The following is a 20794-nucleotide window of genomic DNA, read 5'->3' as shown; positions in this document are numbered from 1 at the left end:
CACCTAAGGAAAAAGTATAGAGGATGGAGGGGAAAAAGTAAAGAAGTGTCCGGTTTGATATGTTTAAAAAACCCCCTTTTTTCACATAATAATAGAATCATGAAAAAGGGGGTTCCCAAAAGTGGATAAAGTATCTGGAAAACAGCTCAGAATCACATTCAAAATCATCCGCGCCTGCATCTTTCTGACACTGATCGGCGGAATGCTGGCCGGCGTCTGCTTCACATCCGTTCTTCTTGCAGCGAAATGGCAGGGGGCCCCCTCCGTCCGGGTTCCTCAGTCTACGATTCTTTATGCAAATGACGGCTCAAAGCTAGGTGAGACCGATTTTGGGGAAAAGCGCTACTGGGTCCGGTTAAAAGATATCAATCCGATAGCGGTGCAGGCCGCCATAGCGGTGGAGGATCAAAACTTTTACAATCACCACGGTTTTGATTACCGGCGGATGGCCGCCGCCGCGCTGGCTGACATAAAGGCAATGGCCAAGGTTCAGGGCGCAAGCACCATCACCCAGCAATACGCGAGAAATCTCTACCTTGAGCATGATAAGACATGGAAACGTAAATGGAATGAAGCCTTTTACACGATCCGCCTTGAACAGAACTATTCTAAAAACGAGATTTTAGAAGGTTATGTAAATACGATATATTACGGCCACGGCGCATATGGAATTGAAGCCGCCTCGCGCCTGTATTTTGGCAAACACGCCAAAGATCTGAACGATGCGGAAGCCGTGCTCTTGGCGGGCATACCGAAAGGCCCGTCCGGCTATTCGCCATATGTCAGCGAAAAGAAGGCCAAACAGCGCCAGGAAACCATTCTCCGACTGATGATCGGCCAAAAAATGATCTCAAAAGAAAAGGCGGAAAGGCTTAAGAAAACGCCGCTTGCCTATCAGCCGCTGAAAAACAGAACCGCGGCGAAAACGGCGCCTTATTTTTACGATGATGCGATGAAAGAACTCGAGAAAAAGCTCGGCATGACGCGCGAACAGCTCGCAACGAGCGGATTGCGTGTTTATACGACGCTTGATAAGCGCATGCAGCGGATTGCGGAAAACACTGTGGCACATACGATCCGTACCGGCTCTGACATTCAGGTCGGCTTTTCCGCGATTGATCCGGCAACAGGGCGCGTGCTTGCGCTTCTCGGCGGACGTGACTACGAAAAAAGCCCGTTTGACCGGGTGACACAGGCGAAACGGCAGCCGGCTTCCACGATCAAGCCGCTTTTGTACTACAAAGCGATTCAAAGCGGCTTTACACCGGTCACGCTGATGAAAAGCGAAGCCACAGAGTTCCAGATTGACGACAACGGAAATACTTATTCTCCAAGCAATTACAACGGCTACTATGCCAATAAACCGATTACGCTGCTTCAGGCGCTTGCGTTATCAGACAACATTTATGCCGTGAAGACTCATCTCTTTCTCGGCATGAATAAGCTCGTGTCGGCGGCAAAGGAATTCGGCATCAGCGAACATTTAAAGCCCCTTCCGTCTCTGGCGCTCGGAACTGAACCCGTGCGCCCGATTGAGATGGTTAATGCCTACGCGATGCTCGCAAACGGGGGAAAACAAATCACCCCTTCCTTTATCACAAAAGTGACGGATACCGCCGGTAACGTCTTGTATGAACAGCCGCGCGGACATCAGCAGACGCTTGATAAAAAAGCCGCTTTTGTGACGGCGAGCATGATGACGGGCATGTTTGATCAGGATTTAAACGGCTATACTTCCGTCACGGGACGCACCATTTCTGACCGGCTGACCCGAACCTATGGCGGTAAATCAGGCACGACAAGCGCAGACAGCTGGATGATCGGCTTTAACCCGGCTCTTGCCGCCGGTGTATGGACAGGTTATGACAAAAGCAGCACGATTGATTCAGTAGAAGAAAAAAGCTATGCGAAGACGATTTGGGCGGACTTTATGGAGAAGGCGCTCGAAGGAGAACCGGAAATAGCGCTTAAACCGCCGAAGGGCGTCACGGGCGTCTATATCGATCCCGCTTCCGGCTACACTTCGGGACCCGGCTGCGCCGCAAAGCATTATACGTATTTCATCGCAGGCACTGAGCCCGCGGATGTGTGCTACGGATCGGAACCTTCTAAAAAAGAAAAGGAACACGCCCCCGCCCGCAAAGAAGCTCCGCGCAAAAAGTGGTGGGATAAGTGGCTCGGCAAAAAAGACTGAGCCCGGTGCATTGCGCGCCGGGCTTTTAATCCGCGTCTTCCTCAAGCACCCATGGGAGCAAGAGTGAAAAGTCGAGATGGATAATAGGGTCAGGAAAACCCTTCGGTATAAAAAATGTTGTACTCGGCAATGAAAACGAAAAGCGGATATCTCCCGCCCTCTCGATATGAAACTTCGGCCAGCCTTCCCTAAGCCTGCCGACAATCGGATAGCTGCCCGCATAATGATGCAGGCCGTTTTCCTTTCCATGCTCCCCCAAGTCGTGACAGACAGCCGGACGAATCCCAAACTGCGTAAACAATCTTGTTTTCTCGGCGGGAAGGAGATTCACCGCCTCGGAAAAGTTCCGGCAGCTCCCGCAATCGCAAGGATCAGGCCATGATTTTTCGTATTGTTTTCTCGTTTCCGCCGCATCTGCTTCAATGACCCATGGCCCGATTTCAAAGACGGTGAACATGATGAAACCTCCGCGTAAACATGAAAAACCCCGAGTCTTGGTTCGGCTCGGGACTTTCCATGTCCTGATTCTGTATCAACAGTTTACTCAGTACAATCGCAAAATAGTGCAAATATTTATAAAGTTCACAAAAAGTTCACAAATTATTTTTCTTCCGGAAGCAGACCTGTTTTCAATTCATCTGATGAACGTTCCCAGAGCCCTTGGTCATGTTTCTGCAGAAATTCAGCAAGCACCTGCTTTGAGCTGGCGTCCATTTTGTCCACGATAATGCAGCGCTTCATTGATTTATCCATTAAATTCACATGCTCCGGCAATGACTTATAGCCTCTGCGGATACTTCTGTCCACGGTCATTTCACAAGCCGTCACACCCGCGTAATAAGGGCCTTCTTCTTTTCTGTCGATGGTGACCCACACGAGCCAGTACGGTTTTCCGTTCGGCACTTCATCTTTGTTCGGCAGGAATTTGATGCCTTTTTCAACGACACTGCGGGCATGCATGGCGCCGATGTCAACGAAGGCTTCCTTCTCTTCCACATCGACAAATACCGGAGAAATATTGTCAAGGCTCAGCGCCCCGGCGCCAAAACCGCCATGTCCGTCGGTCGGATCACTTTTAATAATATTAAATCCGATTGTTTTCTTCTTTTTTTCTTCCATGAAAATACCCTCCTACAAAAGCGGTTGAAATATAATGGCAAATACCTTGAGAATCCAGTCTCTCCCCTCACTTAACAGCGGCCACACGACATAGGAGCCGACCGGTGTCACAAACAGCACGAGAAACACGATAATCCCGTAGCTCTCAAACTGAGTCATTTTGGCGCGCACCCGCGGCGGCACGAGATCCTCAATAATCCGGTAGCCGTCAAGCGGAGGAAGCGGCAGCAGGTTGAATAAACACAGCGCGAGATTCAGCTGAATCCAAATAGAGAAAAAGCGGTCAAGCCCCATGCTGAATGCAGAAAGCAGCTCCATTCCGTAAGCATGCATCAACACTAGCAAAAAGAAACCGATAAAGGCAAGAAGCAGGTTGCTTACAGGCCCGGCGACGGAAACCAGCACTCCCGCCAGCCGCGGTCTTTTAAAGGCGCGGCGGTTCACCGGCACCGGACGGGCCCAGCCGAAACCCGCGACCAAAATTAGAATCGTTCCGAAAACATCAAGATGTTTAATCGGATTGAGCGTTAATCTGCCCTGTCTCGCCGCGGTATCGTCTCCGAACCGATACGCGACATACGCGTGCGCCAGTTCATGCATCGTAAATGCCACGATCAGCGTAATCACGACATAGGGCATAAGCTCCAGCGGATAATATAAAAATCTGTCCAAATGTAAAAATCCCCTTTTTTAAAAAATGCAAGATTGTCCTTCATTCAGTATACTATAAGTGACCTCTCTTCCAAAGAGAGGAAACGATAAAGGAGGATCAGCACCATGCCGCTCGTAACCGTTAAAATGCTTGAAGGCCGCACAGATGAACAAAAACGGAATCTGGTTGAAAAAGTGACAGAAGCCGTAAAAGAAACGACAGGCGCAGCCGAAGAAAAGATCATTGTCATGATTGATGAAATGAGAAAGGATCATTACGCCGTCGCCGGCAAACGGATCAGCGATACGGAGTAATCCTTGATAATGGCCGGCGCTGCTATGTCAGGCCGGCTTATTTCATTACTTTTTCAACGAGGCTGAAAAAGGTATTCTTTTCTTCTTCTGTCAATGCTTCGAACAGCTCGTCAATGAGCATCTGCCGGTTTTCAATCATTTGCATGGCCGCCATTTTTCCCGATTCGGAAAGCGTCATCCATACCGTGCGTCGGTCTTCGTTATTTCTCGACCTTTCCACGAAACCCTCTTTTTCTAAATGATTCAGAGCGGTTGTCGTGGCTGAAGGCGATAATGTGACTTCCTGCAATATATCTTTAATCGTGCACGTGCCGTGCCGGTAAATAATCCTGAGAATAAATCCTCTGATATTGTTTATACTCTTCGGAATTGTCGCCTCATCAAGCTTTTTCGTGCTCTTTAAATATTTCGTGAGCGCGTAATCCAGTACATTTGCTTGCAATATATCGTACTCCATGCAGAAACTCCCCATTTCAAGATGCATCCATCATCATTTGATTGTTTTTTATTACATTTTACTGATACCTCGCGGGGAAAGTCAAAATTTCGGCCGGAAAGCCCGCAACTTTTATCCTGCCCTATACAGACTATTATCTCCTGCTTTTTCACCCATCCCTTTTATGCAATGCTGGTTTTATAGACATGATTCAGGTAAAATCATTAAGGGTGACTGCGTTTGACGGAAAGGATAATCTGATCGGATGCGGCAGACAATATGACTGGAAAAGAAACGGAACAGACGGGGAAACAGAACACAGGATTGTCGATTACACAGAAGATGTGACACGGGTAAAAGCCAAAGAGCCCCTCTTGGCTTTTGCTTTTGGATGGAGGGATGCGTGTTGCGGAATATCCTACAAAAAAAAGACATCACCCAGCTGCTTGAACAAAGCAGAAACAGGCAGACTGCCAAAACGATGGGTGGATTTGATTTAACATTACTGGGCATCGGCGCCGTCATCGGGACGGGCGTCATGGTTCTTACAGGCATTACGGCCGCGAAAAACGCCGGACCTTCCGTAATCTTTTCTTTTATCATTGCAGCCGTTGTCTGCAGCCTTGCAGCATTATGTTACGCCGAAATCGCTTCTGTTCTCCCGGTTTACGGAAGCGCCTATATTTACTCTTATACCACCATGGGAGAAATTGTCGGCCATTTAATGGGCTGGACGCTCTTATCCGTTTATATGGTGACGGCGTCGGCGGTGGCAAGCGGCTGGTCAAGTTATTTTAATAATCTGTTAGCCGAAATCGGCATGCCTTTGCCGGACAGTCTGCTGCACGTGCCGAGCCAGGGGGGCATCGTCAACCTTCCTGCCATCATCATTACTCTATTAATTGCCGTCGTTCTGTCACGCGGCTCCAAAGAGAGCAAAACCTTTAATAATGTAATGGTTCTCGTAAAAATCGGAATTGTTTTGCTGTTTATCATCACAGGAAGCTTTTTTGTAAAGCCGGGCAATTGGCATCCTTTTATGCCTTTTGGAATCAAAGGCGTCATTACGGGGGCTTCTGCCGTCTTTTTTGCGTTTCTCGGGTTTGACGCGATTTCCGCTTCGGCTGAAGAAGTCAAAAAACCGCAGCGCAACCTGCCGATCGGTATTATCGGTTCACTGGTGATCTGTACATTGGTATACGTCATCGTCTGTCTCGTCATGACGGGGATGGTTCCGTATTCACAGCTTAATGTGCCGGAAGCCATGTCTTATGTGTTACAGACTGTAGGACAAAACGCGGTGGCGGGCGTTATCGCTGCCGGTGCGGTAATCGGACTGATGGCCGTCGTTCTCGCCCATACCTATGCGGCGACCCGTATATCTTTTGCGATGGCAAGAGACGGAATGCTGCCGAAAGTCTTTACCATTGTCGGAAAGAAATCGGGAGCGCCGATCTTTAATACGTGGCTGATCGGACTGATCAGCGCATGCATCGCGGGTTTTGTTGATCTGAAAGAGCTGTCAGATCTCTCAAACATCGGTGCGCTATTGACATTTGCCATGGTCAGTCTGTCCGTGCTGATTCTGCGCCGCACCCATAAAGATCTGCCACGGGGATTTAAAGTGCCTTTTGTACCCGTACTGCCGATTTTGGCCATTATCTGCTGTTTGTTTTTAATGGTCAATCTGCCGCTGAAAACGTGGCTTTATTTTGCCGTCTGGCTGATCATCGGCGTGATCGTTTACTTTTTATATTCGTACAAGCACAGCAAATTGAGACAATAAACAAAACCAGGCCCGCTTTATCGCGGCCTGGTTTTTTCATCAAAAAAGACGAAAGCCATCGCCTTTAAGAAATGTGTTTCAGCTCTTCTATGTAGTGAAGCGCCTCATCATATTCTTCATCCGTATATTTCTGTTTGCTTTTTATCGTAAACACTTTCTCTTTCTTTTCCTCAGCTTCAAGGCCGTCAAAATACAAAATCGTAGACACCAGCTCCAGAAACCGCGATGAGCGGCTGTTGACGCTGTCGATGTACTTCTTCATATCCGGCATCGTAAGCTCCGCATGATGTAAAAACTCGGCTCCCGTCTCCGTCAGCGAGTACCGGTATTGAAAGTAGCCGCCCTTTTTTTCCTTCACCTCATCCAGAAACCCAAGATTGCACAGCTCTTCAATTCGAAGCGTCAGTTCTTCGGAATACGGGCCGTAAAAATGAAAATCATATTTTTCGTAGAAAGGATACTGCATTTTCTTCGCGATATAAATGATTTTCTGCAGCTTTTTCCGCCCGATGATTTCTCCAGAATCCGAGAACACCTTCATCAGTTTTGCATGTTCTTTCAACAAATTCCCGACATCTCCTTTTCCTTCTTTACCAAAATCCTTCTATGTCAGTCCCAGCAGCTGCCGGATTTTTAATTTTGCTTCAGGGTTTTCTGAATCGTCACAAATGAGGTCCATCGGATAGTAGAGCTTATGGTCCGTCCGGCGTTTGCCCGAAATGGATTCGACAATGGCGGACTGCCTGGACAGCTCTTTGATCTGGCCCTTCTGCGTTAACAGGTGAATCGGCAGACGCTCCTCCTCTTCACCCGGCCGGTAAAAATCATACGGCAGATCCGATGAAGAATCGACCACTAAATAGTAATTGGGATCAATTCCCGCCTCTTTAAACAGAGCGGTCAGTTCAAAATAAGCCGACATTTCCTCATTGGGGTTAAATTCGGCATATTGAAACAGCTGGCGGTTAATGAAGCGGCGGCACAAGTCGGACAGAATCGGGTCCTCTTCTTCTTCCCAAGCCTGGAAATAATATAAAATGATGGCTTCATCAAGCTTCAGATAATCCGCAAGCGTCAGCTTCCCTTCAAAAATGGAATAAAAATGAACGGGAGCATGAGTGAAGATATACCCTTCTTCATGGAGCTGCTTCGCACGGTGGAGAATTTTCGTCAATATGACTTCAGCGCTTCTCGTCACGGGATGAAAATACACCTGCCAGTACATTTGATAGCGGCTCATAATATAGTCTTCGACAGCGTGCATGCCGCTTTGCTTAATGACGATCTGATCCTCTCGCGGACGCATCACCCTTAAAATCCGTTCCATATCAAAATGTCCGTAGCTGACGCCCGTATAGTATGCGTCCCGTTGAAGGTAATCCATCCTGTCGGCGTCAATCTGGCTCGAAATCAGGCTGACCACCTGTTTGTTTTTGTATGTTTTGGCAATGACTTCGGCAACATCCTGCGGAAATCCCGGTCCCGCCTTTCTGAGAACCTGATTCACCTCGGTGTCGCCGAGAATGATTTCCCTCGTATAGTCTTCATGATCCAGATGAAAAACCTTTTCAAAGGAATGCGAAAACGGCCCATGTCCCAAATCGTGCAAAAGCGCGGCGCTGAGACAGAGTTCGCGTTCATTGTCATCCCATTCAGGACGCCCTTTAAAAACATCATCAACCATTCGTCTGACTATCTCATAGACGCCGAGAGAATGGTTAAAACGGCTGTGTTCCGCGCCGTGAAACGTCAAATACGTCGTACCGAGCTGTTTGATCCGGCGCAGCCGCTGAAATTCACGGGTGCCGATCAAATCCCAGATCAGCTTGTCCCGCACATGAACATAGCGGTGAACGGGATCTTTAAACACTTTTTCTTCTGATAATTTTCCGTTTGGATACGCCATCGTCATTCCCTCTTTTTTTTAGCCGTGATTCTATTATATCGGCTCTGTAATTTGAAAACATCCTTGAATTTGTCCGGCGTTTTGTTCCAGTTTTCCGACATTGATTTTTTGAAGCAAAAAAGCCTGACCCATCGGGCGAGGCTGTCGTAAAAATACACATTTACTTTTTGATCTTCTTTTTCACTTTCTCAATCAGCTCGTCCTCAGTCGGCGCCGACAGCGGGCGGTTGTTTACGAAAGCAAACGATTTTTTGCGTCCGGGCCCGCAATATGACTGACATCCGACCTCCACTTTTGCATCCGGGTCAGCTTCTTTCAAACGCGGCAGCAAAGTCTTAATATTGGTGGCCTGGCAATCATCACACACTCGGAATTCATTAGCCATGATGTACGCTTCCCTTCATTCAATGTTCCTCTATGTTAAAACTTAATTTTAAAAACGAAAAAAATCACATCACATCTCATTGTACAAGGATTCATCTTATCCTGCAAGGCTCTGCGTATCTCTCATTCTTTCAGCCAATTTGTATAAATATTTTCCAATCTGGACATTCTAATACCATCAAAGATATTGGGGGTTGAGAACATTGACAAAACAAAGACAGGACGCCTGGTCGGAGGAAAATGACCTGCTGCTTGCGGAAACCGTGCTCCGGCACGTCCGGGAAGGAAGCACGCAGCTGAACGCCTTTGAAGAGGTAGGCGATAAATTAAACAGAACGTCGGCAGCGTGCGGATTCAGGTGGAATGCCGTCGTGCGCCATCAATACGAAAAAGCGCTTCAGCTTGCCAAAAAACAGCGGAAACAGCGGATGCGCGCGCTCGGAAACGGCCAGCCGGCCAAGAAGAAACTATTATATCAGCCGCCTGCACCGGATGCGGACATCATGCAGGAAACCGCAGCCGAAGAGACGGTTCAAACGGAAGCGCCAAAAGAGGATCGGCAAGCCGTCATGTCCGGCGAACATATGCCTTATGTCGATGAAAGCTTCAAGGAAGAGTTAGCTAGTTTATCACATTTGCTGGCGCCTCAGCAGCCGAGCCAAAAGGCGGAGCTCACAATGGCAGACGTCATTCAATTTCTGAAGAGCTATGAAGGCAGCGGAAAGCAAACTTCCGCCCTGCAAATGGAAAATGACCGTTTAAAACGGGAAAACCAAGAACTTCAGTCTAAAACCGAGCAGCTGGAAGCGGCCGTCGAAAAGCTTGAAAAAGATCAAAAAACCATTCAGGAAGACTACGAAACCTTGGTGAAAATTATGAACAGAGCCAGAAAACTAGTTTTATTTGAAGACGACGAACATGCCTCTCCGTCCTTTAAAATGGACCGGAACGGTAATTTAGAGAAAATGGCCGAATAACGGAAAAACCCCTTTCCTTGTCATGGAAAAAGGGGTTTTTGCCATTTGTCAATGACGCGCATCCTGATCTATATTAATGTAAACATTGTTCAGGAGGCCTTCTTCCCGCAAGGGCTGCGCATCTCGGTCCCCGCCCGCACATAAGCATAAAGATTCAATTCCTCATCCCAAATGGTTCTTGGGAATTATTGATCGATTAGCTACTGTGCAATACACTGTATAGAGAATACAATTATTAGATATGATGGGAATGATAGTAAATGAGTAGCCAATTACGAAAAGGAGCGTTGGAACTTTGTGTGTTGTCCCTGCTTCTTTATGAAGATTTATATGGTTATGAATTAATCAAGATCATAAGTGAAACGTTCCCTGTATCGGAGGGCACCATCTACCCCATATTACGAAGACTTACAAAAAACAACTATTTAAAAACGTATACAGCAGCTTCCGATCAAGGCCCATCACGCAAATATTACAAAGTAACAGAAGAAGGCGCCTTATATCATCAAACATTAAAATCGGAATGGCTTGACCTGTCCGAAAAAGTGAACAGCATCATTAAGGAGGGAAAATGAATGTGTAAAGACCAATATTTAAAACATCTCCGGCGGGAAATAAAAGATCTGCCGGAACTTGAGCAAAAAGAGATACTCGCCGATATCGGCGAAATATTCCAAATGGGCGGCGCTGAAGGAAAAAGCGATGAACAAATCGCCGACAATTTAGGAAACCCCAAAACACTTGCGCGCGCCTTAAAAGCGGATATTTTCATTAGTGATGCCGAGGAGCAGAAAACATGGCGCTCCTTTTTCAAAGCATTCGGCCTGATGCTGGGGATGGGCATGTTCAACTTCATGTTTATGCTGACACCGTTTCTTTTTGCCTCTGTTGCGGTGTTAAGTTTGATGGCGATCGGCCTGATGCTGATGACCGGATCATTCTTTCTCCTCGTAAAAGTGCCGATTGTAACAGCCATTTTTAACGGATGTATGGTTCTTGGAGCGGGTATGGCGGTGTTTATGGCCGGATTTGATCTTTCGAAACTGATATTCCGCATCTTTTTGCGCTATTTCAAATGGAATGTCAGCGTTGTAAGGAGGGAAACCATTGAATCGAAAAATGTGGTATAGCATTGCTCTCATTTTAATCGCTGCCGGCCTGATCGGAAGCATGTTCTTCGGTTTTGACGGCTTTTACCCTAAATCATAAGGAAGGTGTGCAAATATCATGACTGAACCAGCCCTGATATTAAAAGATGTCTCTAAAACAATCAATCATACCCCTATTGTACAGTCAATTTCTTTCGATGTGAGAAAAGGCGAGATTTTCGGCCTTTTAGGGCCGAACGGCTCAGGAAAAACCACTATTTTCAGAATGATCGTACAGCTTATTAAAAAAACAGAAGGAGCCATTTCATTCAGAGGCAGACCGGACAGCGACTTTGAATATTTTATGAGACATATCGGGGTTATCATTGAAGGCCCGGATATGTATCCGAATATGACCGCTTTGCAAAACCTAAAATATTTTACTAAACTGCGCAGCACCTCGCTGCGAACGGATGACCTTATGAATACCCTTGCAAAAGTCGGACTAGAGCAGGCTGCCCGCAAAAAAGTGAAACATTTCTCATTAGGCATGAAACAGCGCTTGGGGCTCGCTTATTCTCTTCTTCACAATCCCGGATTATTAATTCTGGATGAACCGATGAACGGCCTCGATCCTAAAGGAATGAAAGAATTGCGCACCATTCTTTCCGATTTAGCGAAGCAAGGGGTTTCCATTTTATTATCAAGCCATTTATTGTCGGAAATGGAGGAGATTTGCGATAGGGTTGCCTATATTAAAAAGGGACGGATTTTAGGAATTGAAGACATGAAGAACAGACATGACCTTGGTCAGAAAAAACTGTTTACCGTCACGGTCGATCATCCGGCAAGGGCGAAAGAAATATTAGAGCAGGACGGTATTCTTCAAGTACAGCAAAAAGACAGCCGCATCATTGAATTGGAAGCGGAAGAAGATACCATCCCGTATGTCATTAAATCTTTGGCAGAGAAAGAGATTCTGATTTCCCGCGTTTCTGCAAGAACTTTATCATTGGAAGAGAAATACATGATGATTACAGATCAGGAGGACGCGGTATGAGCATATTTCATCTGGCGCAGAACGAATTCATAAAAATAACCCGAAAAAAAGGCACACTTTTATCTCTTTTTTTCCTGTTTCTCATCGTTTTGCTGGCCGGCCTTATTATGAATCATGAGTTAGATGCTTCCTCGGATAACAATTGGAAAGAACGGCTTCTCGCCGAAAAAAAACAGGAAGAAATTGATAAACCCGCTGAAACGACAGGCGTTTATTATTCTGCTGATGTTAAGAATAAAGACTATTATTTGGAGCATAACATCAACCCCTATGAATGGAACGGCTGGAGGTTTTTCGGCACGGTTACTTCAAACGGGCTTGAGATTTTCGTAAGCTTAACCGCGATTTTAACCGTCAGCGGGATTGTTTCTAAAGAGTTTGCCCTTGGAACGATTAAGTTTATCGCTACAAGCCCGAACCGAAGATGGCGGATTTTAACATCGAAATTTCTGGCCTCCCTTCTGTTTACCGGTATGATTTACTTATTTTACTGTGTGAGCTGTTTGCTGATCGGCGGCGTGTTATTCGGTTTTTCCAATGCTTCATATCCGCTCGTCTATACTCATTTAAATGACAGTCTGTATACCATCAGTTCAATCAAAGCATCCGGAATCATTCTGCTTTTGCGTTTCATATCAATTATAAGCATTGTCACCATTGCGTTCACTTTGTCAGTATTGTGCAAAAGCCAGGCGCTCTCCCTTTGCTTATCGATTTTACTGCTGTTTGCCGGCAGTATATTGGGCGGAACTGATTTGCTTGCCCAATTTACGTGGTATAAATTTACGCTCTTTCCGCATTTAAATCTCGTTGCTTATGTAAATAAAAGTGCGGGTGATGCGATTTCAACGTTAAACATCCCCTATTCCATGACGGTTATAGCGATCTACTTTCTTATTTGTTTATTGATTTCTTTTTCCGTCTTTCAAAAGAGAGACATTACAGCATAGACAGAGAGGCGGCGGCATAATGAGCGGACGGCAGGAAATATTGACGGTCCAGCAATTTGCCGCTGACCGCCCCTTGGTCCATCGCTAATGGATTCAAATAACCGAAGCTCCCGCTGCTTCGCTGCTGAAAGCGTAGAAATTCCCGCCCTTCCCGTATAAAAAGCGCCTCATCGAATTGGAGAAATTTCATAATGGCTGTGTATTTTGCAACGGCGTCAATGTGATACTTTCTGCACTCGGCTAACATTAAACCTGAAAAAGCAAAGTCTGATGTTTTGTACCATTCCGTGAGAAAAGGCTGCAATTCTTTCATTTGCAAATAAGTGACGGCATAAAGGGCATCCGCCTGTTCTTCCTGCATGCCGCCCGGTGCCATGAGCAAATCGGCCTCACGTTTCATCCCGGTTTCTAAGAACACGATCAGTTCTTCCGGAGTCACCGCCCCAAAATAAGCTCCTAACACCATGAGGATCATAGAGGACGGCTCTGATTTCAGTTCCTCTTGTAAACCGCGGACCATTTGTTCAAGTCCGTTATGAAAAAAGATGCTTTTTGCGGCATCTATCCTGCGGTACACATGATACGCATACGCGAACAGGACCGGATGGCATTCGTGCGTTTTTTCTCCAAAATAACGATCTAAGAATAGAATGACTTCTTCTGTATCCTTTCTTTTTTCAAAGTGATGACATGCCGCTAAACCGCAAAACAGGTGCATGAGATCATCTGCTTCCATTTCTTCCGGCTGCAGCTGAATGTTCTTCCAAAAACCCAGCAGCCATTCTTCTGTTTTTTTTATATTAAAATGTTCCTTGACTATCTGCATGTTCCACACTCCAGATTCAGAATCTCAATCGCCGGCAGAAGAGCCGGAGCACAATGAATGGATGGATTCTCGTTATTTATATGATGAAGAGCCGCTTGACAGCCATAAAAAAATGGATCGATACACGATTGGATAAATAACATATTGCACAGCTGTTTCATTTTTCGGCTGCCGAGACAAAACACAAGCCATTTTTGAATGGACGCCTTCAAGCCGGGATGAAGCAGATGCTCTCCCTCATTCAAATGAAGAAGACAGTACTCGACAAACTCCAGCTCGTTTTCAGCTGTTCTTTTCCATGCGTCATGGAGCAAAGGCTGAAACATCGAATTCTTGTAAAAGCGCACTTTTTCATGGTCAGTTGACATTCCCAGCTCGCTCAGCAAACCGACGAATTCGGCGTATTTAAAATAAGGCCATTCTTTTTTTATAAGATAGCCGTTTTGCAATCCGTGACGTATGACCTGATCATCCGAATCCATTCCCTGCTTCTTTTTATAAGCTTTTGCCGTTAAATAGATATGAATCAACTCATTGACAATGGCCGTGTTACAGTGAAACAGATCTTCCCAGCATGACTTATCAACGAAAGCGGAGGCAATCCTTTCAGTATGTTCTTTTACAGCGGAAGAATGGCTCGTCTTCCTGTAGTACTTGCAGAAGCCGGCAAACAGCTGAATGCTCTTTTGATCCGGAAGCGATTGTTCAGCAAAAGATAATAAAAATTGATCTGTCTCTTCAGCTAATCTATTCAAGTTAATCGTTCCTTTCTGCTCTAAGACAGGCATGCGCGGCACCAGCGGCGACAAGTGTTGTATGGTAGCAATGTTTGAACACATCTTCTCTTCGCTGTTCACCTTTCAAACCGGGTTTATGTTGATAGGTGATGCTCGGAACATTCCCCTCTTTCATTCGGCCCTGATAGATTTTATTCCAGGCTGCTTCATAGAGCGGTTTATGGTTGTCCTTATCCATGTTGATATGTAAAAAAGAGCTGCACATTAATAATTCACTGGTAATATCTAAATTCTCAAGACAGATATAGATCCCGAGAAATTTCAGGACCTTTTCTTTTAAGGACGGCAGATGATACTCTTTATCCGTAAGCGAAGAACATCCCATGTCTGTTATATAAAAAATCGTATGAGTGATGCTGTACGCATCATGATCCGTCATATATGTATTTGGGATATCCTGACCAGCTGCTGTGTAGTGATATAAGTCAGAAAAATCCGTTATTTCTGAGGTTACGCCTGCTCTTTGCAGACTGTACTTCAGATCCATTTTCCGAAAGGGAACTTTAGCAAGGCTGCAATCAAAACGCGCTGCCGTGAATTTTTCCAGCTCCCATATCACCGAAGCCCGTGACGGGTGATCAGTCAAGGTAAGAAATTCACCCGCAATAGCCAATCCGGCGAGACCGTCCGGATCAAAATGAATAAATTCTTCAAGCTGATCATTACGGAGCCTTTCTGTAATAAACTCCGTTAAAACAGCAACTTCCTTATCATCTGCCTGATTTCTGATCAGGTAATTGGTAAGAAAAATGAGTTCTATAAATGTTTTAAGGCGCCACCTGAAATCATTCGCTACTTTATGATTCATATCAAAATAATGGATATTTTTAACAATCCATGACAGTGCTCCCCGCTTAATTTCTCTTATATACTCTTGTGTCACACTCTCACCGCCTCGTCTCAGATGTGTAGGCTCCAAACAGTGATTATCCTACTTTTGAGCGGCTAAATCAGAGAAATTCAAATTCGGGTTTTGATTGTCTTCTTGGCTCGGCACTACAAGCACCCAGCCGCTCCAAGCGAAAGAATTGCCTGATTGTTCCGCATCTCCGGCTAACAAATGTGTCGGGATCGTGATTCTTTTTTCTTCTTTTATTTTTTTAAAGTTCATATCTCCATCTCCTTCAGTTTATAGAATTATTTGGAACCTACATAAATATATTAATCAAATAAGGTATATAATGTAAACTAGTTTTGATATAACGATTCTTTTTCACTATAACTAAATAGTATATAATTACCAAAAACAAAAAAGCCCGGACTTAGTCCAAGCTTTCCTGCGTGCCGAACACCTTCTCATTCCGTTCCAGCATTCGGGTCAGATTTTTTTCAAATACCATTTCCTCTTCCGGCGATAATCCGGCTGCATACAGGCGTCCGCTGAGTTCCTTCAGTTCAGTCAAAAGCGCCAGCATTAAGTCTTGCACGGTAATGTCCGTTTGCAGCAATTCGCTTAATGAAGCCATCGTTTCGGGCCGGATATCGGGATATACGCCTTTTGTATCGTTGCTTTTGTCTTTTAAAGCGGCTTGATAGAAACGTCTGATCAGATCGGCGCGTTCGCTTCCGCTTTTATCGGCGCAAAGGTAAATCTGAACCGCGGTTCCGCCCCGCAGGCGTCTTTGTGAGATTCCCGCGAATTTTCGTCCGCCGATGCTGAGATCATAGCTGCCCGGACAGTACGATCCTTTAATTTCATATGCTTCAATTTCGGCATGGTGCGGACGCAGCATCCGCCGCACCAGCTCTGTCATCGCCTCGTAGCCTCTGTCGATGTCGATGCCTTTTTTCTCGTCTTCAAAAATAAGGGAGATATTCAATACGCCTTCGTCCAGTACGACGGCGAGGCCTCCGGAATTGCGGACAATGACACGGTAGCCTTCGTCCTCCAGCAATTTCACGCCGTCCTCTAAAAACGGCAGGCGCGTGTCCTGAATGCCGAGCACGATCGTCCGGTGGTGCACCCAAGAGCGTGCCGTCGCAGGCGATTCCCCTTTGCCTACGGAGGCGCACAGCGTATCATCCATTGCGAATGACTGCTTCGCATCAAAATAAGGGCCGAGGCTGGATTGGTCAATGATTCTCCAGCTCGGCTGCATCAGTAAATCAATCGGTTGCTTTCCCATCTATATTAAATCCCTTTCGTCATAGGCTTTCCATGCATTTATTATATCACTCCGCTTGTGATGATTGAAATTGGCTTTTCAAAAGAGCGATGAAGATTTCTTTGTTTTTTGTGTTCTCCATAATGGAAGATTGGATGATAGACAGTTTCCGTTTTAAGGAGAATCCTTTTATCTCAAGCACGGAAATGCTGCCGTGAAGCAGATCCTTTTGCAGCACGCTTTTTGACAGTACGGAAAGACCCATTCCGCTGATCACGGCTTCCTTGACGCCCTGGTTGCTGCTGATCGTCATCATGGATTTCGGCCGCAGTCCGTTTGATTGAAGGACGTGGTCTAAATATTCCCTCGTTCCCGAACCCTTCTCCCTCGTCACCCACGCTTGATTTTGCAATTCAGCAGCCGGGATGTTTTTTCTGCCGGCGAGCGGGTGTCCGTTCGGTGCGGCAATGCACAATTCATCCTCCATAAACGGCTGAATGTCGAGCTCGTTTTTCCCCGTATGCCCTTCAATTAATCCGATATCGGCTTGAAGCATCCGAACCGCTTCGCTGACCTCCTCCGTGTTTCCGATCATGACGTCCAGGTTCAGCTCGGGATACTCGTTATGAAGCTTTGCGAGAAGCGGCGGCAGAATATATTCGCCGATGGTAAAGCTCGCGGCGATTTTGAGCTTCCCTTTGACATAATGATGATGGGCGTAAATTTCGGATTTCGCCTGTTCGTACAAAAAGACCATCTGCTTGGCGCGCTGATAGAGAATGTCCCCCGTCGGCGTAGTCGTAAAGTGCTTCGGAGAGCGGTTCAGCAAGGCGGTTTGAAATTCTTTCTCCAGGTTTTTAATGTGAAGGCTGACGCTCGGCTGAGAAATCATCAGCTTCTGCGCCGCCTTTGTAAAGTTTTTTTCTTCCACGACGGCAATGAATGTTTTCAGTTCCCCATAATACAAAAAGCATCGCCCCTAATCATTATTTTTCCTAATCGTTTAGATCATATAAATATATTTTACTAATGATTAAGACCGCAGTAAAGTGGAGTTATCAAGATAGTGGGAAGTGACTGAGATGAAGATGGTAAAAGGTGTTTCAGTTACCGCAGGAATTGCGTTTGCGGCTTTCTATGTCAGCCGCCTGCCGTTTTTGCAAATGCTCGGAATGCTTGTCCTTGCAATGCTGATCGGCATGCTCTGGCGCGCCGTATTCGGACAGCGGGCGGCATTAGAGCCGGGGATCGCGTTCTCAAGCAAATACTTGCTGAAAGCAGGCATCATCCTGCTTGGCATGAGACTGAATCTGGCGGATATCTATCATGCGGGCTGGCACGTATTTGCAATTGCCGTCTGCTGTATGATGTTTGCGGGTGCCGTTGTATACGGACTGTCCCGGCTGTTCCGTATAGATCAGACACTCAGCACGCTGACAGCCTGCGGCACAGCGATCTGCGGGGCGGCTGCCATTGCCGCGATCGCGCCGCAGATCAGATCAAATGAAAATGCAGCCGCCATCAGCGCGGCCGCCGTTTCGTTATTAGGAACCGTTTTTACTGTTGTATATTCTCTTGCTTATCATGGATTGGGCTTTTCTCCTGCGGCTTACGGAGCCTTTTGCGGGGCAACGCTTCACGAGGTGGCGCATGCGGCGGCGGCCGGCAGCGCCGGAGGAAAAGCAGCCGTCGAGATGGCGGTGATCGTCAAACTGACCCGGGTCGCGCTGCTCGTCCCGGCCGCATTCATGCTCGGAATGCGGGCGCGCCGCAGCGGAAAGTCAAAGACGGCTTCTGCCGCTTCGCTCCCCATCCCTTGGTTTATCTTCGGATTTCTCGGAATGAGCGCCATCCATACATCAGGCGTTATTTCAGCCTCGTTTTCCGCGTTTCTTGTTCAAGTGTCTTATGTTTTAATCGGCATGGCGATGGCGGGTCTCGGTTTGAAAGTCCATATATCGGCGTTTCGTCATAACGGCTGGCGGGCGCTCGCAGCAGGCTTGATCGGTTCTCTCTGTTTGTCCCTGTTCGGCTGGGCCGCAGTGACGTTCTTTCTATAAAAAAATGCCGGCCCTCGTAAAGGCCGGCTTTTGCGGATTACAGCGCTTGAGCAGCCGTAATTAACGCAAGATTGTAGACGTCTTCCGCATTACATCCTCTGGAAAGATCGTTTACAGGCATATTTAATCCTTGCAGAATCGGTCCGACCGCTTCAAAGCCGCCTAAGCGCTGAGCGATTTTGTAGCCGATGTTTCCTGCTTCAAGGCTTGGGAATACAAATACATTCGCGTCTCCTTTAATGTCGGAGTCCGGCGCTTTTTTCTCCGCGACAGACGGCACAAATGCAGCGTCGAATTGGAATTCGCCGTCAAGCGTAAGCTCAGGCGCTTTTTCCTTCGCAATTTTCACCGCTTCAGCCACTTTGTCCGTCTCGTCTGATTTCGCCGATCCTTTTGTAGAGAAGCTGAGCATGGCAACGCGCGGGTCAATGTCAAACATTTGAGCCGTATTGGCGCTTTCAATGGCGATTTCGGCAAGGTCCTGGCTGTCAGGAGCAATGTTGATCGCGCAATCAGCGAACACATACTGCTCGTCACCGCGGGCCATGATGAAGACGCCTGATGTTTTTTTCACGCCTTCTTTTGTTTTGATGATTTGCAGTGCAGGGCGCACCGTATCAGCAGTAGAATGTGCAGCTCCGCTGACAAGTCCGTCTGCGAGACCTTTGTACACAAGCATCGTGCCGAAATAGTTTTCGTCCAGCAAAGCTTTGCGGGCCTGTTCTTCCGTCGCTTTGCCTTTGCGGCGTTCTACGAAAGCCTGAACGAGTTCTTCCATGCCTTCATATGTATGCGGGTCAAAAATGTCCACGCCGTCAAGCGTAAGATTTAATTCTTTCGCTTTTGCTTGAATGTCTTCTTTATTGCCGACTACGATCGGCTTTAATACCTTGTTGCCCGCCAAGTTGTTGACCGCAACCAGGATACGTTCGTCCAACCCTTCAGGAAATACGATTTTCACATCTTTTCCTGCGACTTTTTCTTGTACTTTTGTAAATAAATCTGCCACGAAATACCCTCCTCTATGTTGACAAAAAACGCTTACTTTTACAGCATACTCTTCTTCCAGCTAAATTCAAATAACCAACTTCTATTATAGCGCTTTCAAAAAGAAATCTTATTTTTCTAACTAATTTAATTGACCGTTTGTTCACGGCATAGTTTCTGACACAAGGCTTCGGATTATTCAAGGTTTCTCCACAGCCGAAACGGTTAAACTGTGATATAGTGAAGGCATCAATGTAATGAAAAGATATAGGAGTGAAGATACATGAGTGAGCAGCAAAAAACGAACGAAGCCGCCCAAACGCTTGACGGCTGGTACGCGCTTCACGATTTCCGCACAATGGACTGGACGTCATGGAAGATGTTATCCAGCGATGAGCGCCTGTCGATTATTCACGAATTTACGGGACTGCTTGAAAAATGGGGCGTCGCCCAAAAAGAAGGCAAAGGCTCTCAAACCATCTACAGCATCGTCGGACAGAAAGCTGATTTTATGCTGATGATTCTTCGCCCGACAATGGAAGAGCTGAACGAAATCGAGCTTGAATTTAACAAATCAAAGCTTGCTGAATTTACAATCCCGGCTTATTCTTACGTGTCCGTGGTTGAGCTGAGCAACTACCTCGCAAGCGGAGAAGGCGATCCGTATGAAAATCCGCATGTCCGCGCCCGCCTGTATCCTGAGCTGCCGGAAGCGAAATACGTCTGCTTCTATCCGATGGATAAAAGAAGAAGCGGCAATGACAACTGGTACATGCTTTCTATGGATGAACGCAGAAACCTGATGAGAAGCCACGGCTTGATCGGACGGAGCTATGCCGGCAAAGTCAAACAGATTATCACGGGATCTGTCGGTTTTGACGATTACGAATGGGGCGTCACGCTCTTCAGCGATGATGTGCTTCAGTTCAAAAAACTTGTTTACGAAATGCGCTTTGATGAAGTCAGCGCGCGCTACGGCGAATTCGGTTCATTTTTTGTCGGAAACCGCTTGTCTCTTGACACGCTTCCGAAGTTTTTGCACGTGTAACAACCACCCGCCTGTCCGGCGGGTTTTTCCTTTGTCAGAATTTAAATAAAATTTGCTATTTTTATCATTTTTTTTTACGATGTAAAGGAGATTCCATTTTGGTAA

24 protein-coding genes are annotated in these 20794 nt (G+C 46.5%); 10 read left to right on the top strand and 14 right to left on the bottom strand.

Annotation, left to right across the window (positions count from 1 at the left end):
* The first annotated feature begins 121 nt into the window (after positions 1-121).
* On the top strand, positions 122-2194 hold the full coding sequence (locus ABK447_RS01755) for a transglycosylase domain-containing protein (protein WP_039063795.1): 2073 nt from the start codon (positions 122-124) through the stop codon (positions 2192-2194).
* Between the two features lie 25 nt (positions 2195-2219).
* On the opposite strand, the gene ABK447_RS01750 is transcribed toward ABK447_RS01755, so the two are convergent.
* The 3 genes from ABK447_RS01750 to ABK447_RS01740 all read right to left on the bottom strand — a co-directional run bounded on the left by ABK447_RS01750 (position 2220) and on the right by ABK447_RS01740 (position 3985).
* Positions 2220-2651 carry a hypothetical protein gene (locus tag ABK447_RS01750; RefSeq protein ID WP_007407648.1) on the bottom strand — a complete coding sequence of 144 codons (432 nt, stop codon included), beginning with the start codon at positions 2649-2651 and terminating at the stop codon, positions 2220-2222.
* 143 nt (positions 2652-2794) lie between these two features.
* Entirely contained in the window at positions 2795-3313 is a 519-nt protein-coding gene (locus ABK447_RS01745; RefSeq protein ID WP_007407649.1) for a YwhD family protein, read from the bottom strand.
* 12 nt (positions 3314-3325) lie between these two features.
* Positions 3326-3985 (bottom strand): site-2 protease family protein, encoded by a 660-nt coding sequence (locus tag ABK447_RS01740; RefSeq protein WP_003151043.1) that lies wholly within the window; start codon positions 3983-3985, stop codon positions 3326-3328.
* A 105-nt stretch (positions 3986-4090) separates the two neighbouring features.
* Between ABK447_RS01740 and ABK447_RS01735 the strand changes: the two genes are divergently transcribed.
* Positions 4091-4279: a 2-hydroxymuconate tautomerase gene (locus ABK447_RS01735; RefSeq protein ID WP_020957977.1), complete on the top strand. Its 189-nt coding sequence runs from the start codon at positions 4091-4093 to the stop codon at positions 4277-4279.
* 37 nt (positions 4280-4316) lie between these two features.
* On the opposite strand, the gene ABK447_RS01730 is transcribed toward ABK447_RS01735, so the two are convergent.
* The gene (locus tag ABK447_RS01730) at positions 4317-4736 is read right to left on the bottom strand and encodes a MarR family winged helix-turn-helix transcriptional regulator (protein ID WP_020957978.1); all 420 of its coding nucleotides are present in this window, start codon (positions 4734-4736) and stop codon (positions 4317-4319) included.
* A 385-nt stretch (positions 4737-5121) separates the two neighbouring features.
* Between ABK447_RS01730 and ABK447_RS01725 the strand changes: the two genes are divergently transcribed.
* Entirely contained in the window at positions 5122-6501 is a 1380-nt protein-coding gene (locus ABK447_RS01725; RefSeq protein WP_015240784.1) for an amino acid permease, read from the top strand.
* A 64-nt stretch (positions 6502-6565) separates the two neighbouring features.
* Here the strand turns inward: ABK447_RS01725 and ABK447_RS01720 are convergent, their stop codons facing one another.
* The 3 genes from ABK447_RS01720 to ABK447_RS01710 all read right to left on the bottom strand — a co-directional run bounded on the left by ABK447_RS01720 (position 6566) and on the right by ABK447_RS01710 (position 8792).
* Positions 6566-7066: a YwgA family protein gene (locus ABK447_RS01720; RefSeq protein ID WP_039063796.1), complete on the bottom strand. Its 501-nt coding sequence runs from the start codon at positions 7064-7066 to the stop codon at positions 6566-6568.
* 39 nt (positions 7067-7105) lie between these two features.
* A complete protein-coding gene (locus ABK447_RS01715; RefSeq protein WP_007407654.1) occupies positions 7106-8407 on the bottom strand; it encodes an HD domain-containing protein in 1302 nt (433 codons plus the stop codon).
* 160 nt (positions 8408-8567) lie between these two features.
* The gene (locus ABK447_RS01710) at positions 8568-8792 is read right to left on the bottom strand and encodes a DUF1450 domain-containing protein (RefSeq protein WP_003151034.1); all 225 of its coding nucleotides are present in this window, start codon (positions 8790-8792) and stop codon (positions 8568-8570) included.
* A gap of 202 nt (positions 8793-8994) precedes the next feature.
* Here ABK447_RS01710 and ABK447_RS01705 point away from each other — a divergent pair, with 202 nt between their 5' ends.
* The 5 genes from ABK447_RS01705 (at position 8995) to ABK447_RS01685 (ending at position 12866) form a co-directional block, all read left to right on the top strand.
* Positions 8995-9768 (top strand): RsfA family transcriptional regulator, encoded by a 774-nt coding sequence (locus ABK447_RS01705; protein WP_007407656.1) that lies wholly within the window; start codon positions 8995-8997, stop codon positions 9766-9768.
* A gap of 260 nt (positions 9769-10028) precedes the next feature.
* The gene (locus ABK447_RS01700; RefSeq protein ID WP_020957979.1) at positions 10029-10343 is read left to right on the top strand and encodes a PadR family transcriptional regulator; all 315 of its coding nucleotides are present in this window, start codon (positions 10029-10031) and stop codon (positions 10341-10343) included.
* On the top strand, positions 10344-10898 hold the full coding sequence (locus tag ABK447_RS01695; protein WP_007407658.1) for an HAAS domain-containing protein: 555 nt from the start codon (positions 10344-10346) through the stop codon (positions 10896-10898).
* Positions 10899-10995: 97 nt separating this feature from the next.
* On the top strand, positions 10996-11916 hold the full coding sequence (locus tag ABK447_RS01690; protein WP_020957981.1) for an ATP-binding cassette domain-containing protein: 921 nt from the start codon (positions 10996-10998) through the stop codon (positions 11914-11916).
* Positions 11913-12866 carry an ABC transporter permease gene (locus tag ABK447_RS01685; protein ID WP_025285429.1) on the top strand — a complete coding sequence of 318 codons (954 nt, stop codon included), beginning with the start codon at positions 11913-11915 and terminating at the stop codon, positions 12864-12866. The genes ABK447_RS01690 and ABK447_RS01685 overlap by 4 nt, the downstream gene beginning before the upstream one ends.
* Here ABK447_RS01685 and ABK447_RS01680 read toward each other — a convergent pair.
* From ABK447_RS01680 to ABK447_RS01655, 6 genes are all read right to left on the bottom strand, one after another.
* Positions 12856-13692: a hypothetical protein gene (locus tag ABK447_RS01680; protein ID WP_020957983.1), complete on the bottom strand. Its 837-nt coding sequence runs from the start codon at positions 13690-13692 to the stop codon at positions 12856-12858. The genes ABK447_RS01685 and ABK447_RS01680 overlap by 11 nt on opposite strands.
* Complete coding sequence (locus ABK447_RS01675; protein ID WP_020957984.1) at positions 13683-14480, bottom strand: hypothetical protein; 798 nt, start codon at positions 14478-14480, stop codon at positions 13683-13685. Before ABK447_RS01675 ends, ABK447_RS01680 begins: the two co-directional genes overlap by 10 nt.
* Positions 14449-15372, bottom strand: a complete 924-nt coding sequence (locus tag ABK447_RS01670) for a hypothetical protein (protein ID WP_100001632.1) — start codon at positions 15370-15372, stop codon at positions 14449-14451. The genes ABK447_RS01675 and ABK447_RS01670 overlap by 32 nt, the downstream gene beginning before the upstream one ends.
* A 48-nt stretch (positions 15373-15420) precedes the next feature.
* A complete protein-coding gene (locus ABK447_RS01665) occupies positions 15421-15600 on the bottom strand; it encodes a hypothetical protein (RefSeq protein ID WP_003151018.1) in 180 nt (59 codons plus the stop codon).
* Between the two features lie 151 nt (positions 15601-15751).
* Positions 15752-16615 carry a biotin/lipoate A/B protein ligase family protein gene (locus ABK447_RS01660; RefSeq protein ID WP_007407665.1) on the bottom strand — a complete coding sequence of 288 codons (864 nt, stop codon included), beginning with the start codon at positions 16613-16615 and terminating at the stop codon, positions 15752-15754.
* Positions 16616-16661: 46 nt separating this feature from the next.
* Positions 16662-17561 (bottom strand): LysR family transcriptional regulator, encoded by a 900-nt coding sequence (locus ABK447_RS01655; protein WP_007407666.1) that lies wholly within the window; start codon positions 17559-17561, stop codon positions 16662-16664.
* 115 nt (positions 17562-17676) lie between these two features.
* Between ABK447_RS01655 and ABK447_RS01650 the strand changes: the two genes are divergently transcribed.
* Positions 17677-18654 carry a YeiH family protein gene (locus ABK447_RS01650; protein WP_015240790.1) on the top strand — a complete coding sequence of 326 codons (978 nt, stop codon included), beginning with the start codon at positions 17677-17679 and terminating at the stop codon, positions 18652-18654.
* A 37-nt stretch (positions 18655-18691) separates the two neighbouring features.
* Here the strand turns inward: ABK447_RS01650 and pta are convergent, their stop codons facing one another.
* Positions 18692-19663, bottom strand: coding sequence for a phosphate acetyltransferase (pta, locus tag ABK447_RS01645; RefSeq protein ID WP_003151012.1), 972 nt, complete (start codon positions 19661-19663; stop codon positions 18692-18694).
* Positions 19664-19924: 261 nt separating this feature from the next.
* Between pta and hemQ the strand changes: the two genes are divergently transcribed.
* The gene (gene hemQ, locus ABK447_RS01640) at positions 19925-20689 is read left to right on the top strand and encodes a hydrogen peroxide-dependent heme synthase (protein WP_003151011.1); all 765 of its coding nucleotides are present in this window, start codon (positions 19925-19927) and stop codon (positions 20687-20689) included.
* The last annotated feature ends 105 nt before the right edge of the window (positions 20690-20794 follow it).

It is taken from the genome of Bacillus sp. hwrm1 (assembly GCF_040207805.1).
In the GTDB taxonomy this organism is placed as follows: domain Bacteria; phylum Bacillota; class Bacilli; order Bacillales; family Bacillaceae; genus Bacillus; species Bacillus velezensis.
This window is presented reverse-complemented; position numbering and strand designations above follow the sequence as displayed.